Source organism: Kineococcus rubinsiae (assembly GCF_011839805.1).
GTDB lineage: Bacteria > Actinomycetota > Actinomycetes > Actinomycetales > Kineococcaceae > Kineococcus > Kineococcus rubinsiae.
This window is the reverse complement of record NZ_VWPY01000002.1, coordinates 26259-42088: the sequence shown is the minus strand read 5'-3', so window position 1 is coordinate 42088 and position 15830 is coordinate 26259. Positions and strand designations below refer to the sequence as shown.

General features: G+C 76.5%; 18 protein-coding genes. 4 read left to right on the top strand and 14 right to left on the bottom strand.

The features are described 5' to 3' along the window. The first annotated feature begins 71 nt into the window (after positions 1-71). Complete coding sequence (locus F1544_RS25135; RefSeq protein ID WP_167581549.1) at positions 72-782, top strand: dienelactone hydrolase family protein; 711 nt, start codon at positions 72-74, stop codon at positions 780-782. A 21-nt stretch (positions 783-803) separates the two neighbouring features. Here the strand turns inward: F1544_RS25135 and ruvC are convergent, their stop codons facing one another. From ruvC to F1544_RS02085, 5 genes are all read right to left on the bottom strand, one after another. Next, on the bottom strand, positions 804-1394 hold the full coding sequence (gene ruvC / locus F1544_RS02105) for a crossover junction endodeoxyribonuclease RuvC (protein ID WP_167581546.1): 591 nt from the start codon (positions 1392-1394) through the stop codon (positions 804-806). Between the two features lie 58 nt (positions 1395-1452). After that, positions 1453-2214 carry a YebC/PmpR family DNA-binding transcriptional regulator gene (locus tag F1544_RS02100; RefSeq protein ID WP_167581543.1) on the bottom strand — a complete coding sequence of 254 codons (762 nt, stop codon included), beginning with the start codon at positions 2212-2214 and terminating at the stop codon, positions 1453-1455. Between the two features lie 66 nt (positions 2215-2280). After that, complete coding sequence (gene pdxT / locus F1544_RS02095; protein ID WP_167581540.1) at positions 2281-2940, bottom strand: pyridoxal 5'-phosphate synthase glutaminase subunit PdxT; 660 nt, start codon at positions 2938-2940, stop codon at positions 2281-2283. 9 nt (positions 2941-2949) lie between these two features. Further along, positions 2950-4179 carry a glycosyltransferase family 4 protein gene (locus tag F1544_RS02090; protein WP_208971143.1) on the bottom strand — a complete coding sequence of 410 codons (1230 nt, stop codon included), beginning with the start codon at positions 4177-4179 and terminating at the stop codon, positions 2950-2952. Then, positions 4176-5306 carry a lysylphosphatidylglycerol synthase domain-containing protein gene (locus F1544_RS02085; protein WP_167581537.1) on the bottom strand — a complete coding sequence of 377 codons (1131 nt, stop codon included), beginning with the start codon at positions 5304-5306 and terminating at the stop codon, positions 4176-4178. Before F1544_RS02085 ends, F1544_RS02090 begins: the two co-directional genes overlap by 4 nt. 215 nt (positions 5307-5521) lie before the next feature. Between F1544_RS02085 and F1544_RS02080 the strand changes: the two genes are divergently transcribed. Then, the gene (locus tag F1544_RS02080; RefSeq protein ID WP_208971142.1) at positions 5522-6403 is read left to right on the top strand and encodes a PIG-L family deacetylase; all 882 of its coding nucleotides are present in this window, start codon (positions 5522-5524) and stop codon (positions 6401-6403) included. A 22-nt stretch (positions 6404-6425) separates the two neighbouring features. On the opposite strand, the gene F1544_RS02075 is transcribed toward F1544_RS02080, so the two are convergent. The 6 genes from F1544_RS02075 to pgsA form a co-directional block, all read right to left on the bottom strand. After that, the gene (locus F1544_RS02075) at positions 6426-6926 is read right to left on the bottom strand and encodes an NUDIX hydrolase (protein WP_208971141.1); all 501 of its coding nucleotides are present in this window, start codon (positions 6924-6926) and stop codon (positions 6426-6428) included. A gap of 41 nt (positions 6927-6967) precedes the next feature. Beyond that, entirely contained in the window at positions 6968-7834 is an 867-nt protein-coding gene (gene pdxS, locus F1544_RS02070; RefSeq protein WP_167581920.1) for a pyridoxal 5'-phosphate synthase lyase subunit PdxS, read from the bottom strand. Between the two features lie 162 nt (positions 7835-7996). Next, positions 7997-8560, bottom strand: a complete 564-nt coding sequence (locus tag F1544_RS02065) for a hypothetical protein (RefSeq protein ID WP_167581534.1) — start codon at positions 8558-8560, stop codon at positions 7997-7999. Further along, a complete protein-coding gene (locus F1544_RS02060; protein ID WP_167581531.1) occupies positions 8557-9723 on the bottom strand; it encodes a glycosyltransferase family 4 protein in 1167 nt (388 codons plus the stop codon). The genes F1544_RS02065 and F1544_RS02060 overlap by 4 nt, the downstream gene beginning before the upstream one ends. Next, on the bottom strand, positions 9720-10676 hold the full coding sequence (locus F1544_RS02055) for a phosphatidylinositol mannoside acyltransferase (protein ID WP_167581528.1): 957 nt from the start codon (positions 10674-10676) through the stop codon (positions 9720-9722). Before F1544_RS02055 ends, F1544_RS02060 begins: the two co-directional genes overlap by 4 nt. Beyond that, the gene (pgsA, locus tag F1544_RS02050; RefSeq protein ID WP_167581525.1) at positions 10673-11293 is read right to left on the bottom strand and encodes a phosphatidylinositol phosphate synthase; all 621 of its coding nucleotides are present in this window, start codon (positions 11291-11293) and stop codon (positions 10673-10675) included. The genes F1544_RS02055 and pgsA overlap by 4 nt, the downstream gene beginning before the upstream one ends. A gap of 90 nt (positions 11294-11383) precedes the next feature. Between pgsA and F1544_RS02045 the strand changes: the two genes are divergently transcribed. Next, on the top strand, positions 11384-11878 hold the full coding sequence (locus tag F1544_RS02045; RefSeq protein ID WP_167581522.1) for a hypothetical protein: 495 nt from the start codon (positions 11384-11386) through the stop codon (positions 11876-11878). Further along, entirely contained in the window at positions 11875-12840 is a 966-nt protein-coding gene (locus tag F1544_RS02040) for a hypothetical protein (RefSeq protein ID WP_308469831.1), read from the top strand. Before F1544_RS02045 ends, F1544_RS02040 begins: the two co-directional genes overlap by 4 nt. Before the next feature lie 10 nt (positions 12841-12850). Here F1544_RS02040 and F1544_RS02035 read toward each other — a convergent pair whose 3' ends face one another. Genes F1544_RS02035 through thrS form a run of 3 tightly spaced genes read right to left on the bottom strand, consistent with a single transcriptional unit; the run spans position 12851 to position 15787 of the window. Beyond that, positions 12851-13180, bottom strand: a complete 330-nt coding sequence (locus F1544_RS02035) for a hypothetical protein (RefSeq protein ID WP_167581519.1) — start codon at positions 13178-13180, stop codon at positions 12851-12853. A 49-nt stretch (positions 13181-13229) separates the two neighbouring features. Further along, positions 13230-13814, bottom strand: a complete 585-nt coding sequence (locus F1544_RS23825; protein WP_167581516.1) for an HIT family protein — start codon at positions 13812-13814, stop codon at positions 13230-13232. Positions 13815-13816: 2 nt separating this feature from the next. Then, positions 13817-15787 (bottom strand): threonine--tRNA ligase, encoded by a 1971-nt coding sequence (gene thrS, locus F1544_RS02025; protein WP_167581513.1) that lies wholly within the window; start codon positions 15785-15787, stop codon positions 13817-13819. Positions 15788-15830 lie beyond the last annotated feature (43 nt).

The window sequence follows — 15830 nt, the reverse complement described above, 5'->3', positions numbered from 1 at the left end:
GGGCCCGTCGCCCGGCGCGCCGGGCCACCCCGCCGGTGCGGGGCGGCGGGCCACGGGGCAGAGTCGGCCGGGTGAGCCACGAAGAGCACGAGAACCCCCGTCAGAACGTCACCTTCCCCGCCACCGACGCGGCCGGCGCCGACCACGCGCACGGCTACCTCGCGGTGCCGGCCTCGGGCAGCGGCCCGGGCGTCGTCGTCATCCAGGAGTGGTGGGGCCTGACCGACCACATCGTCGCGATCGTCGACCGCCTCGCCGCCGAGGGCTTCGTCGCCCTCGCGCCGGACCTCTACGGCGGCCGCACGACGCACGACTCCGCCGAGGCCATGACCTTCCTCACCGAGCTGCCGCCCGAGCGCGCCGCGCGCGACCTCGCGGGCGCCGTCACCTACCTCGAGGGCCACGACGCCGTGACGTCGCGCACCGTCGGCGCCGTCGGCTTCTGCATGGGCGGGGCGTTCGTCCTCTCGCTGGCCGCCCAGCAGGGCGACCGCATCGGTGCGGCGGTGCCCTGGTACGGCCTGCCCGCCGAGGAGACGGACTTCTCCTCCCTCACGGCCCCCGTGCTGGGCCACTACGGCGAGAGCGACCAGTCGATCCCGGTCGAGGCCGTGCACGCGACGGCGGAGCGCATCCGCGCCCAGTCCGGCGTCGAGCCCGAGCTGCACGTCTACCCCGCGGGGCACGCCTTCTACAACGACGAGCGGCCGAGCTACGACCGCGAGTCCGCCGAGCTCGCGTGGGAGCGCACGACGACGTTCCTGCGCAGCCGCCTGGGCTGACCCCGGCGGCCCGCACCCGCCTCAGCGGGCGCGGGCGACCGGTGGGCGGGGGCGGCGCGCGGCCGCCTCGGCCTCCGCGTAGGCGTTGCGGCGGCCCGTGACGAGCGCCGAGTGCGCCGCGGCCTCGAGCCGCGACGACGCCCCGCCCCGCCACAGGTGGCACAGCGCGAGGGCGAGGGCGTCGGCGGCGTCGGCCGGCCGGGGCGCCTCGGCGAGCCCGAGGATGCGGGTGACCATCACGGTCACCTGCTCCTTCTCGGCGCGCCCGGAGCCGGTCACGGCGGCCTTGACCTCGCTGGGCGTGTGCATGGCGACCGGCAGCCCGCGGCGGGCCGCGGCCACGAGGACGAGGCCGGCGGCCTGGGCGGTGCCCATCACGGAGCGCACGTTGGCCTGGGCGAAGACCCGCTCGACGGCGACGACGTCGGGGGCGTGCTCGTCGAGCCAGCTCTCGAGGCCCTCGCTGATGGCGAGCAGCCGCGCCTCGACGGGGTCGGTGGCCGGGGTCCGCACGACCCCCACGGCCACCATCGTGGCGCGGCGGCCTCCCGTGGAGTCGACGACGCCGATCCCGCACCGGGTCAGGCCGGGGTCCACCGCCAGCACGCGCACGGCCCCCACCCTCGCACTCGGCGGGGGCAGGGGCCGGGAGGCGATCGGCGTGCGCGTGTCAGGCGTCCTCGAGGGCCGCCATGATCTCGTCGGAGACGTCGTAGTTGGCGATGACGTTCTGGACGTCGTCGCAGTCGTCGAGCGCGTCGATCAGCTTGAACACCTTGGCGGCGCCGTCGGCGTCCAGCGGCACCTGCACGCTCGGGACGAACGTCGCGTCGGCGGAGTCGTAGTCGATCCCCGCGCCCTGCAGCGCCTCGCGGACCGCGAGGAGGTCCGTCGGCTCGCAGACGACCTCGAAGGTGTCGCCCTGGTCGGTGACCTCCTCGGCCCCCGCCTCCAGGACCGCCATGAGGACGTCGTCCTCGGTGAGGGTGGTGCCCTCCTTGCCGACCACGACGACGCCCTTGCGGGTGAACATGTACGCGACGCTGCCCGGGTCGGCCATGGTGCCGCCGTTGCGGGTCATCGCCGTGCGCACCTCCATGGCCGCGCGGTTCTTGTTGTCGGTGAGGCACTCGACGAGCAGCGCGACGCCGTTGGGCCCGTAGGCCTCGTACATGATCGTCTGCCAGTCGGCACCGCCGGCCTCCGCACCGGAGCCGCGCTTGACGGCGCGGTCGATGTTGTCGGCCGGGACCGAGGTCTTCTTGGCCTTCTGGATCGCGTCGAACAGCGTCGGGTTGCCGGCGACGTCGCCGCCACCCGTCCGTGCCGCGACCTCGATGTTCTTGATCAGGCGCGCGAAGCTCTTGGCGCGCCGTGAGTCGACGACAGCCTTCTTGTGCTTGGTCGTCGCCCACTTGGAGTGGCCGGACATCCTGTCCCCCTTCGCCTTCTCGATCGCCGTCGTCGGTGCTGCTCGTGCTGCCCGCTGCTGCTCGCCCTACTCGGTGCTCGTGGTGCCGCCCGGACGGTCCACCGGCGGGCCGTCCTGCGAGCGCACCATCTCCACGAAGTAGCGGTGCACCCGGTCGTCCCCGGTGATCTCGGGGTGGAACGACGTGGCCAGCAGACCGCCGTGTCGCACGGCGACGATCCTACCCGCGGCGGGTCCGGAGCCCACCCGGGCGAGCACCCGGACGTCCGGCCCCGCCTCCTCCACCCACGGTGCGCGGATGAAGACGGCACGGACGTCCTCGCCCGCCGCCGTGACGCCCTCGAGCGGGAGGTCCTCCTCCCAGCTCTCCACCTGGCGGCCGAAGGCGTTGCGGCGCACCGTGATGTCCAGCCCCCCGAGGGTCTCCTGGTCCGGGGCGCCGTCCAGCACGCGGTCGGCGAGCAGGATCATCCCGGCGCACGAGCCGTAGACCGGCAGACCCCCGGCGATGCGCTCGCGCAGGGGTTCGCGCAGCTCGAACGTCCGCAGCAGGCGGTCGATGGTCGTGGACTCCCCGCCGGGCAGGACGAGGCCGTCGACGGCCGCGAGCTCGGCGAGGCGGCGGACCGTCACGGCGTGCGCGCCGCCCGCCTCGAGCGCCGCGAGGTGCTCGCGGACGTCGCCCTGCAGCGCGAGGACACCGATGGTGGGCCGTGCGGGAGTCACCCGGGGAGCCTAGGAGGCGAGGACCGGCAGCTCCCGCCGGGTCCGGCGCGCCCCCGGGACGCCCGCCCCCGCCCCCGCGGCGCGGTAGGCGGCGAGGGTGGCGGGCAGCACGCGGTCCCACGTCACCGACGGCAGCGTCGCCGCGTTGTGGCGGGCCAGGCGCCCGACCTCCGCGCGGTCCACCGCCCAGCCGGCGAGCACGCGCGCGAGGTCGCGGTCGTCGCGCGCGAGCCGGCCCTCCACGCCGTCGGCGACGAACTCCGCGAGGCCGCTGCCCGCCCGGCCCGCCACCGGCAGCCCCGCGCAGCGGGCCTCGAGCGCGGCCAGCCCGAACGACTCCCACACCGCCGGCGCGACGTAGGCGTCCGCCGCCGCGAAGCAGCGCGCCAGCCCGTCGCGCGTCGTGCGCCCCGGCAGCTCGACCCAGTCCGCCATCCCGAGGCGGGTCACGGCGGCCGCGACGGCCGCGTGCTGGGGCCCGTCCCCCACCAGCACCGCGCGCAGCGGCACGTCCGCGGGCACCCGGGCGCGCACCGAGCGCAGGACCCGCACGAGCGGGATGACCCGCTTGCGGGCCGTGAAGCGACCGGCGCTGACGACCGTGAACGCGCCGGACGACCCCGCAGCCGGGGGCCCGCCACGCCAGGGCACCGGGTCGACGCCGTTGTGCAGGACCGCGACGGGTCGTCCCGTGAGGCGCCGCAGCGGCGCGGCGACGGCCTCGCTCACGGCCGTCCACCGCACCTCGCCCACCCACCGCGGGTGCAGGGCGGCGGCCAGGGCCACCCCCGTGCCCAGCGGCACCATCGAGTGCACGGTCACGACGGCGGGCACGCCCGCGAGGTGCGCGGCGCGCGCCGCGGCCCAGGCCAGCGGCGACACGACGGAGGAGTGGACGTGGACGACGTCGGCGTCCGCGACCGCCCGGGTCAGGCCCGCCCGGTCCGCCCCGCGCCAGAGCGCCGGGTCGACGGGGCCGGGGGCCCCGGCGGGCTGGAGGCGGTGCACGACGAACGGGTCCGCGGCCGCGGTGCCCGGGCCGCCCGTCGCGGTGACGACGCGGACGTGGTGGCCCTGCGCCGCCAGCCGGCCGGCGAGGTCGCGCACGTGCAGCTCGATGCCGCCGAGCCGGGGCAGGTAGCTGTCGGTCACGAGGACGACGGTGAGGGCCCGTCCGGGCCGCGGCGGCGGGACGGCGGCCGGCCCGGCGGGTGGGGCCAGGGGCGTCGCGAGGCTCACCGCAGGCCCCCGCGGGCGACGGCGAGCGCGGAGGCGGTGCGGGCGGGGACGGCCCGGCCGGCCAGCAGCCAGCCGCCGAGCAGCACGCCCCCGACCGGCACCTCGAGCACGACGAGGAACAGGCGGTAGAGCAGGACCCCGGCCAGGACGTGGCGCGGGTCGCCGCCGGCCCCGACGAGCACCGCGCACGCGGCCGCCTCGGCGAACCCGGCCCCCGAGGGGGTGATCGGGACGGCGCTCACGACCCGGTCGACCGCGAAGGCGGCCAGGAGCGTGACCACCGGCAGCCGGACGCCCGCGAGGTGCAGGCAGAGGACGGCCAGCAGGGCCTGCAGGCCGACGTAGGCGAGGACCGCGGTCATCAGCGGCCGCCAGGCGGAGCGCAGCCGCTCCCCCACCGCGGTCCGGACGTCGAGCAGCCGGCCGCGGGTCCGCGCCGCCACCTCCGCCCGCCCCGGACGCCGGCGCAGCCGGGCCGCGAGCGCCGCCGCCGCGGCGGTGAGCGCGGCGAGCCGGTCCAGCCCGCGGTCGGTGCCGGCGAGGAGCGTGCCCGCGGCCATGACGACCATCGTCGCGGCCAGCGCGAGCGCCCACCCGGTGGCGCCCGGCACCTGCGGCAGCCCGCCCGCGGCCAGGGCCGCGACCAGGACGGGCAGGACGAACAGCAGCTTGCCGACGACGTCGACGACGTTGCTGGTGACGGTGAAGGAGGCGATGTCGCGGCCCCGGAAGGACCAGCGCCGCAGCATCGACGTGTTCAGCCACATCCCGAGCGCCCCGCCCAGCGGGACCGCCCCGGCGACGGCGCTGCCCGTGAGGTTCAGCAGCAGCGCGCGGCCGGACGTGAGGCCCGGCAGGGACGCGGTGAGCACCTTCGAGCAGCAGCAGAGCCCGGCCACCCAGAGGACCAGCAGCCCGAGCACGTCCACCGCCCCGAGGTGGCCGACGGCGCCCCGGACGTCGTGCCAGGTCGTGCCCACCAGGCGCGGCAGGAGGAGGACCGCGGCCAGCGCGGCCGCCGTCGTCAGCGCCCCCACCGCGGTGCGCGCGGGTGGCAGCGCGGGCCGCCGCAGGGGTGGGAGCAGCGGTGGGGGGGCCGTCCCCTCACGCTCGTCGATCGCCTGCACCGGTAGCCCCTTCCCCGCCCGCCGCCTGGTCGGCGGCCACCCGGCCAGCGTGGCCGGGGCGGGGAGCCCTGGTCATCGCGCGCCAGAGCGAACCCACCCTCATCCCAGGGCATGATCCTGAGCGTGAGCTGCCCGACCACGGGGGGTCCGCTGGGGGTCCCGGGTCCCCCTGCGGGAGGGCGTCCCTGCGCGGGCGGGTGTGCCAGGCTGCGGCCGTGGTCGGCGCCCGGAACCCCGTCCCGCGCGAGCGTCTCCCGCGCGAGCGTCCGGGTCCCCGCTTCGTGCTGGTGTCGCTGCACGCCCACCCCGACGACGAGGCCCTGCTGACCGGCGGCACCCTCGCGCGCGCGGCGGCGGAGGGGCACCGGGTCGTGCTCGTGGTCGCCACGGACGGTGCCGCGGGCCTCGCCGACGCCGGCCCGGGCGCGGACCTCGCGCAGCGGCGCACCCGCGAGCTGGCCGCGTCGGCCGCCGCGCTGGGCGTGGCCCGCGTGGTGCGGCTGGGCCACCGCGACAGCGGCTACCTGGAACCGGCGGGCGCCGACGGCGACGCGGTGCCGGTGTTCAGCGCCCTGAGCGTGGGGCAGCTCGCGGCCGAGGTCGCCGCCGTGCTGCGCGAGGAGGGAGCCGACGTCCTCACGACGTACGACGCGCGAGGCGGGTACGGCCACCCGGACCACGTCCACGTGCACGCCGTGGGCGTGGCGGCCGCCGCGCTCGCGGGGACCCCCGTGGTGCTGGAGGCCACGATCGACCGGACGTGGGTGCGGCGGGCGCTGCGCGTGGCCGCGCGCGTGCCGGGGCTGGTGGGCGACGTGACCGCCGACCGCGTGGGCGAGGGGTTCACGGCCCGGGGTGACCTGACGCACCGGGTGGACGTGCGGGCGCACGCGGGCGCCAAGCGGGCCGCGCTCGCGGCCCACGCCAGCCAGTCCGAGACGGGGGGCCGCCGCGGGGTCCGGGGCATCGGCGCGCTGCTGCTGCTGCCGCGCCCCGTGTTCCGGCGGGCGCTGGGCCGGGAGTGGTTCACCGAGCGCGGCCGGGCTCCCGGCCCCACGCTCCTCGACGACGTGTTCGCGAGCCTGCGCGGGCGCTGACCCCCCTCGCCGGGGGGCCGCCTCAGCGCACCGGCAGCGGGGGTCCGTCCCAGCGATCGGGCAGGTCGGCCACGAGGCGCGGCAGGTCCGGTGGGTACACGGCCTCGCCGGCCCCGGCCACGCCCGCGAGCTCGGCCGGGGTGAACCACCGCACGTCGGTCAGGGTGTCGTGCTCGAGCTGCGTCCACCCCTCGCGGGTCAGCGCGGCGCCCGCGGCGACGCGGTGCACGAAGAACTCCTCGGTCTGGCGGCACGAGCGGCCGTAGAACGGGAACTCCGCCGTGCGCACCCACACGGGACCGTCGAGGTCCGCGGGCGCCGCGAGCAGGCCGGTCTCCTCGCGCAGCTCCCGGACCGCCGCCTCGCGGGCCGGCTCGTCCGCGCCGCGACCGCCGCCGACGGTGAACCACCACCGCTGCCCGGGGCGCTCGGGATCGGTCCCCCGCACCAGCAGCACGCGGCCCGCGCCGTCCAGCAGGACGACGCGGGCCGCGGCGCGCGTGCGGGTCCCGTCCGGTTCCACGGCCCACTCGGGGCCGAGCGGATCCGCTGCGGGAGAAGAGGTCACCAGCCGCGCGTGGCCAGCCGGTGCGGCTCCGGGATGGCCTCGACGTTCAGGCCGACCATGGCCTCGCCGAGACCGCGGGAGACCTTCGCGATGACGTCGGGGTCGTCGTGGAACGTGGTGGCCTTGACGATCGCCTCGGCGCGCTGGGCCGGGTTGCCCGACTTGAAGATGCCCGAGCCGACGAACACGCCGTCGGCGCCGAGCTGCATCATCATCGCCGCGTCGGCCGGGGTGGCGATGCCGCCCGCGGTGAACAGGACGACGGGCAGCTTGCCGGCGGCCGCGACCTCGCGGACCAGCTCGTAGGGGGCCTGCAGCTCCTTGGCCGCGACGAACAGCTCGTCGGGGGACATGGAGCGCAGGCGGTTCAGCTCCGCGCGGATGGTGCGCATGTGCTTGGTCGCGTTGGAGACGTCACCCGTGCCGGCCTCGCCCTTGGAGCGGATCATCGCCGCGCCCTCGGTGATGCGGCGCAGGGCCTCGCCGAGGTTGGTGGCGCCGCACACGAACGGCACGGTGAAGTCGTGCTTGTCGATGTGGTGGGCGTAGTCCGCGGGGGTGAGGACCTCGGACTCGTCGATGTAGTCGACGCCCAGGGACTGCAGGACGCGCGCCTCGACGAAGTGGCCGATGCGGGCCTTGGCCATCACGGGGATCGACACCGACGCGATGATCGAGTCGATCATGTCCGGGTCGCTCATGCGGCTCACGCCGCCCTCGGCGCGGATGTCGGCGGGCACGCGCTCCAGCGCCATGACGGCGACGGCGCCCGCGTCGGCCGCGATCTTCGCCTGCTCGGCGTTGACGACGTCCATGATGACGCCGCCCTTGAGCATCTCGGCCATGCCGCGCTTGACGCGCATGGTGCCCACGGCGGGCGTGCCGTTCCGCCCGTCGCTCGTCCCGGTGCTCAGGTTGCTGCCCACGTCGGTGCTCACGGTGGTCCCGCCTCGCGCTTCGTCTCGTCGGTCCGCCCGGCTGACCCGGCGGCTGCGGCGCCCCCGGAGGAGCACCTGGGCCCCATCCTACGAGTCGTAGGAAGAGGCCCCGTCGTCGAAGTCCGCGGTCTCCGGCAGCCGCGCGTGGCCCGCGAGGCGCCCCCACCGCACGACGCGCTTGGCGCGCAGCCGCCGGGTCTGCACGACGGCGTCGTTGTGGAAGCGGCGGGCCAGGGCGACGCGGTGCGCGGCGTCGCCGACGCGGCCGGTCGCGGGCGCTCCCCCGGCCTCCCCCAGCCCGTCCGCGGCCGGCAGGACGACCGCGAGCGCCCGGGAGAGGCCGCTCTCGGCGGCCCAGCGGGCCGCGTCGTCGGCGTCGGTGGCGTCGCGCAGCGCGGCGGGGGTGCGCGGGGCGTCGAGGCTGGCGGTCGCGGCGTCGGCGAGGATGAGCGACGTCGCCGGGTCGAGCTCGCCGGACGTCGCGAGCTCCAGCGCCGCGGACGCCCGGCGGGTCAGCTCCACCTCGAGGCCGGCGCGGCTGGTCTCGACGCGGTGGTGCAGCCGGTCCAGGCGCTGCGCGGTGGCGGAGAGGTAGCCCGCGAGCGCGCAGACCACGAGCAGCGCCAGCAGGGCCCAGGCGAGGCTCGTCACGCGCCCGGCCCGCGCGGCGCCGGCAGGCGCCGGTCGGCGACCACGCGCGCGTGGGCGGCGACACCGGTGCGGATCGTGTCGTAGACGGCCAGCACCTCCCCCGCGACGACGGGCCAGTCGTAGCGGCGCGCCACCCGCTGGCCCGCGGCCGCGACCTCCGCCCGGCGCGAGGGGTCGGTGAGCAGGCCGAGGACGGCGGCCGCCGCGGCGTCGGCGTCCCCCGTGGCGAAGAGCACGCCCGCGTCGCCGTCGTCGAGCACGCGCCGGAACGCGCCGAGGTCGCTCGCCGCGACGGCCGTGCCCGCGGCCATGGCCTCGACCAGGACGATGCCGAAGCTCTCCCCGCCCGTGTGCGGGGCGAGGTAGACGTCCGCGGAGGCCAGCAGGGCCTGCTTCGCGGCGTCGTCGACGGGCCCGAGGAACTCGACGCCGGCGGGGTCGGCCAGCAGCGCCCGGGCCGCGGCCAGGTCGCCGCGGCCCGCGACGAGGAAGCGCGCGCCGGGCAGGACGGCCCGCACGCGCGGCACGACCTCGCACAGCACGGGCAGCCCCTTGCGCGCCTCGTCCAGGCGGCCGACGAAGGCGACGACGGGGCGCTCGGGCGTGCCCGACCACTCCGGCCGCGGGGCGGCGCCCGCGAAGTCGTCGACGAAGACGCCGTTGGGCACGACGACCGCGTCGCCGCCGATGTGCTCGACGAGGGTCCGGCGGGCGTCCTCGCTGACCGCGATGCGGGCGGCGATCTTCTCCAGGCTGGGGCGCAGCAGCGGGAACGCGGCCTGCATGGCGCGCGAGCGCAGGTTCGCGGTGTGGAAGGTGGCGACGATCGGCCCCTCCGCGGCCCACAGCGCGAGCATCGACACGCTCGGGGACAGCGGTTCGTGCAGGTGCAGGACGTCGAAGGCGCCCTCGGTGAGCCACCGGCGCACGCGGGCCGCGGTGAGCGGCCCGAAGGACAGCCGCGCGACGGAGCCGTTGTAGGGCACGGCGACCGCGCGCCCCGCGCTGTCGATGAAGGGCGGTAGCGCGGCGTCGTCGTCGGCGGGCGCGAGGACCCGCACGTGGTGGCCGAGGGACAGCAGGTGCTGCGCGAGGTCGCGGACGTGGAACTGGACGCCGCCGGGGACGTCGAAGGAGTACGGGCAGACGATGCCGATCCTCACGGCGCGGCCCGCCGGGCCCGCTCGACGTCGGCCGTGAACACGGGCTGCAGGACGTGCCAGTCCTCCGGCCGCGCGGCGACCGCGGCGGCCAGCCCGTCGGCCAGCTCCTGCGTGAGCGCGGCGACGGCAGCCGGGCGTCCGGCTCCGCGCACGGCGGGAGGCACGGTGAGGCGCGGGCCGAACGCGAGGTGCAGGCCCCAGCGGGCCCCCGTGCGCCGGGCGGGGTGCCCCGGCGGCAGCGGCACCGACGTCACCGCGGTGGTGAACAGGGCCGCGCCCGTGGCCAGCGCCAGCGACGCCGGCCCCGCGGCCATCCGCAGCTCCTCGCCGAGGAAGCGCACGGGCACGCCGTGGCCGGTCAGGTCGCGGTCGGCCAGCAGGGGCACGAGCGCCCCGGCGCGCAGCCGGCGCACGAGCGTGGCCGACGTGGCGGCCTCCCCCAGCGGCAGGACGGTCATCCCCAGCGACGCGCGGAAGGCGAGGAAGGCGTCGTAGACGGCCTCGGGCCGCAGCCGCTCGGCGACGGTGACGACGGGCGCGAGCTCCAGCGTCGCCCAGGCCCCCGCGTGGTCCCAGTTGCCGAGGTGCCCGAGCGCCAGGACGACACCGCGGCCCTCGGCGAGCGCGGCCCGGACGGGCTCCAGCCCGGACGTGCTGACGGTGGTGACGATGCGCTCGCGCGAGAAGGAGGGCAGCCGGAACGTCTCGCACCAGTAGCGGGCGTAGGAGGCCAGCCCGGCGCGCACGACGCCCTCCAGCTCCGTCGGCGCCGCGTCGGGCCGGGCGCGGCGCAGGGTCTCCCGCAGCTGCCGGACGCGCGGGCCGTCACCGCGGTGCAGGCGCGCGGCGACCCGCTCGGAGCCCGCGAGGACGACGGCCTCGGGCAGCACGCGCAGCACCCGCCAGCCCGCGCGGAAGGCGAGGCCGACCGCGACGTCGTGCGCGCGGCTCACGCGGGCGGCGACCCGGCCAGCGCCTGCTGCCGCACGAGCGCCATGCGCTGGCCGACGGTGACGAGGCTCGCGACCGCCAGCAGGGCCAGCACGACCGTGAGCACGACGCGCGGGGCGCCCACGCCGACGGCCGCGGCCCCGACGAGGACGGCGACGAGGCGGTCGGAGCGCTCGGCGATGCCGACGTTCGCGCGCAGGCCGAGGCCCTCGGCGCGGGCCCGGGCGTAGGGGACGATGCTGCCGAGGACCAGGCACAGCAGCGCGAGGCCCGCGGTGAGCTGGCTCCCGCCGCCCCGGGCGTACCAGACGACCAGGCCGCCGAAGACGGCCGCGTCGGCGAAGCGGTCCAGGGTGGAGTCGAGGAAGGCGCCCCACTTGCCGGAGCGGCCCGAGGCGCGGGCCATGATCCCGTCGAGGGTGTCCGAGAGGGCGAACACGGCCACCGCGAGGGCGCCCCAGAACAGGTGCCCGAGGGGGAAGAGGACCAGCGCGCTGGCGCAGACGCCGACCGTCCCGACGGTCGTCACGAGGTCCGGCCCGACGCCGAGGCGCAGCAGCAGGTGGGCCAGCGGCGTGAACACCCGGGTGACGAAGGCGCGCGCGAAGCGGTTGAGCATCGGTCCGTCTTCTGTGCGGGGGCGGGCGGGGCCCGGCGGTCACCGCCGAGGCGCCCTCACCCTAGGGGGTCGCGCCCCTAGGCTGCCGAGGTGCTCGAGCCCGCCGCGGGGATCCGCCGCCTGCCCCGCGCGGGCCTGGCCTGGCGCAGCGTCGCCGCCGTCGCCTTCCTGGGGCTGCTGGTGCTCGGCACCGTGCAGGGCAACGACGACCGCTGGCCGTTCGCGCCCATGTCGCAGTACGCCTTCGCGGTCCACCTCGACGGCGAGGTCCGCTCCACCCGGATCGAGGCGGTGACGACGGGCGGTGTCCGCACGGTGGTGCCCCTGACTCCCGGCGGCGTCGGGCTGCGGCGCGCCGAGGTCGAGGGGCAGCTGCAGCGCTTCGTCGACGACCCGGCGCTGCTGGAGGCCGTCGCCGCCGCGTACGCGCAGCGGCACCCGGGCCGCGCCCGCTACGCCCACCTCGAGGTCCACCAGGACGTCACCCGGCTCGTGGGCGGCGAGCTGACCGGCGCGCCCCGCGACGTCGAGCTGGCCGCGTGGGACGTCGCGGACCCGCGGCACCCGCTGGGGTGCTGCCGGTGAGCTCGACGACGCGCCGACCGGCCCTCGGCGGGACGACCGCGGGAGGGACGACCGCGGGAGGGACGACCGCGGGAGGGACGACCGCGGGAGGGACGGGGAGGGCGGGCGCGTGGCGCTCGTGGTGGGCGCCGCCCGTCGCGCTGGGGCGCGTCGCCGTCCTGCGGTTCGTGCTCTACGCGTTCGTGGTCCTCGACGCCCTGCACATCACGACGTGGCCGCTCGGGCACGGCGACGTGCCGGCCGTGCTGTACCGCCCGATCCTGCTGCGCCGCCTGCTGGACCTGCCCGCCCCGACGGAGACGTCGGTGCGCGTCGTGCTGGTCGTCCTCGTGCTCAGCGCCGTGGTCGCGGCGCTGGGGCGGCTGCCGCGGGCGGCGGGCTGGGTCTGCGCAGCCGCGTACCTGGAGTGGATCAGCAACGGCTTCAGCTACTCCAAGATCGACCACGACCACGTGGCCCTGCTGGTCGCGCTGCTGGTGCTCCCGACGGTCGGCGCGGCCCGGGACCCGTTCCTGCGCAGCGAGGCCGCGGGCTGGGCCGTGCGCTGCGTGCAGGTCGCCGCGGTCTGCACCTACTTCCTCGCGGCCCTGGCCAAGATGCGCTTCGGCGGCTGGGACTGGGCGAACGGCGCGATCTTCACGTGGGCCTTCTCGAGGCGGGGCAGCACCCTGACGGACGCGCTGCTCGCCGTGCCGCACCTGGTCGTGGTCATGCAGTGGGGCGTGCTGGTCGCGGAGTTCCTCAGCCCGCTGATGCTGTGGCTGCGCGGGCGGGCGCTCGCCGCGGCCGTGGGGTTCTGGCTGGTGTTCCACCTCGGGACGTACCTGACCATCGGCATCCACTTCCTGCCCACGGTGGTGTGCCTGCTGGCCTTCGCGCCGCTGGAGCGGCTGCCGCAGGCGTGGCGCGCGCGGACGCTCCCCCGCTCTGCGCGGCGGGACCGCGCGGCCGCCCGGGGCTGAGCCGCGGGCCCTACCCCTGCGTCGTCGTGGCGTACCAGTCGGCGTAGTCGGTGTTCCGCGCGAGGTGGCGCGTCAGGTCGGGGGCGCCGTCGTCCCACCACACCGGCCCGCGCTCGCCGAGCTCGTGCTTGGCCTGGTCGACGCGGGCCCGCGCGTCCTCCCGGGCCGCCGCGTCGTCGGCGGCCATCGCGGTCCGCTTGTCGCGGCGCGCGGTCATGAGCCGCTCGACGAGCTCCTGGCGGTGCTCCGGGTCCAGCCCCGGGTCCGAGCAGCGCCACAACCGGCCCCGCACGACGAGGTAGCGGCCGTCGGGGGTCGTCAGGGCGGGCTCGCGGGTCATGGTCCGACGATCCTCGACCGGGGACGCCGCGCACGCACCCGCAGGGCCGTCAGGCGGGCGGTTCCGCCGTCGTCCAGGCCGCGGCGACGCGCCGGCGGGTGTCCTCCAGCAGCTCCGGCAGCGCCTTCGTGCGCGCGACGACCGGCAGGAAGTTCGCGTCGCCCTCCCAGCGGGGCACGACGTGCTGGTGCAGGTGGGCGGCGATCCCGGCGCCCGCGACGCCCCCCTGGTTCATGCCCAGGTTGAAGCCCGCCGGGTTCGAGGCGGCCTGCAGGGACAGGACCGCCGCGCGCGTCAGGGCCGTGAACTCCGCGAGCTCGTCGGCGCGCAGGTCCACGTAGGAGGACACGTGCCGGTAGGGGCACACGAGCAGGTGACCCGGGTTGTAGGGGAACAGGTTCAGCACCACGAAGGCCGTGCGGCCCCGGTGCACCACGAGCCCCTCCGCGTCGTCCAGACCCGGTGCGCGGCAGAACGGGCACTGCGCCGAGTCGTCCGGGTCCGAGGGCTTCCGGTCGCCCTTGATGTAGGCGAGGCGGTGCGGCGTCCAGAGCCGCTCGAACCCGTCGGGGTCGCCGGCGAAGGACGCGGCCTGCTCCACCTGCGCCGCCTCCACCGCCGGCTCGTCGCCCACGCTCAGACCTGGACCCGGCGCTGCACCGCGTCGACGATGCGCTCGACGGCCTCGTCCACGGGGATGCCGTTGTCCTGGCTGCCGTCGCGCAGGCGGAAGGAGACGGCGCCGTGAGCGGCGTCCTCCTCCCCCGCGATGAGCAGGAACGGCACCTTCTGCTTGGTCCAGGTGCGGATCTTCTTGGGCATCCGGTCGTCGGCCGCGTCGACCTCGACGCGGATCCCGCGCGCCTTGAGCTTCGCGGCCACCGCCTGCAGGTGGTCGACGTGCGCGTCGGCGACGGGGATCCCCACGACCTGGATCGGCGCCAGCCACGGGGGGAACGCGCCCGCGTAGTGCTCGGTCAGGACCCCGAAGAACCGCTCGATGGACCCGAACTTGGCCGAGTGGATCATGACCGGCTGCTGCTTGGAGCCGTCCGCGGAGGTGTACTCCAGGCCGAAGCGCGCGGGCTGGTTGAAGTCGTACTGGATGGTCGACATCTGCCAGGTGCGCCCGATGGCGTCGCGGGCCTGCACGGAGATCTTCGGGCCGTAGAACGCGGCGCCGCCCGGGTCGGGCCGCAGCTCCAGCCCGGTGCCGAGCGCGGCCTCCTCGAGGACGGCGGTGGCCTGCGCCCACTCCTCGTCGGAGCCGATGAACTTCTCGGAGTCGCCGCGGGTGGACAGCTCCAGGTAGTAGTCGTCCAGGCCGAAGTCGCGCAGCAGGCCGAGCACGAAGTCCAGCAGGTGCCGGATCTCCGCCGGCGCCTGCTCGGTGGTCACGTAGCTGTGCGAGTCGTCCTGGGTGAGCCCGCGCACGCGGGTCAGGCCGTGCACGACGCCGCTCTTCTCGTAGCGGTACACCGAGCCGAACTCGAAGAACCGCAGCGGCAGCTCGCGGTAGGACCGCCCGCGCGAGCGGAAGATCAGGTTGTGCATGGGGCAGTTCATGGCCTTGAGGTAGTACTTCGAGTTCTCCAGCTCCATCGCCGGGAACATCGTGTCCTCGTAGTAGGGCAGGTGCCCCGAGGTCTCGAACAGCCCGCCCTTGCTGATGTGCGGGGTCCCGACGTAGTCGAAGCCCTCCTCGATGTGGCGGCGGCGGACGTAGTCCTCCATCTCCCGCTTCACCACCCCGCCCTTGGGGTGGAAGACGACCAGGCCGGAGCCGATCTCGTCGGGGAAGGAGAAGAGGTCCAGCTCGGTGCCGAGGCGGCGGTGGTCGCGGCGCTCGGCCTCGGCCACCCGCTCCTGGTACGCCTTCAGCTCGTCCTTCGTCGGCCACGCGGTGCCGTAGATGCGCTGCAGCTGCGGGTTCTTCTCGCTGCCGCGCCAGTACGCGGCCGCCGAGCGCAGCAGGCTGTAGCCGTTGCCCGACAGGCGCGTGGTCGGCAGGTGCGGGCCGCGGCACAGGTCCTTGAACGCCACGGTGCCGTCGCGCCGGACGTTGTCGTAGATCGTCAGCTCGCCCGCGCCCACCTCGGCGTCGGCGCCGTCGGCCGCGTCGCCCGCGGAGGACTTCAGCCCGATGAGCTCCAGCTTGTAGGGCTCGTCCGCCATCTCGGCGCGCGCCTCGTCGTCGGTGACGACGCGGCGCTCGAAGCGCTGCGCCTCCTTGACGATGCGCTGCATGGTCTTCTCGACGGTCTTGAGGTCCTCGGGGGTGAAGGGACGCTCGACGTCGAAGTCGAAGTAGAACCCGTCGCGGATGGGCGGGCCGATGCCGAGCCTGGCCTCGGGGAAGTGCTGCTGCACCGCCTGCGCCATGACGTGCGCGGTGGAGTGGCGCAGCACGGCCAGCCCGTCCTCGGAGGAGATGAGGACGCCCTCGACCTCGTCGCCCTCGGCCAGGACGCGGCTGAGGTCGCGCAGCTCGCCGTTGACGCGGGCCACCACGACGTCCCGGTCGTCGGCGAACAGCTCCGCGGCCGTCGTGCCGACGGCCACCACGACGGGCTCGCCGGAACGGTGGACGGTGAGCTGCGCGGACACGCGGGCCTCCGGGGACGCGGACGACGGCGGGACGGTCGTCCCG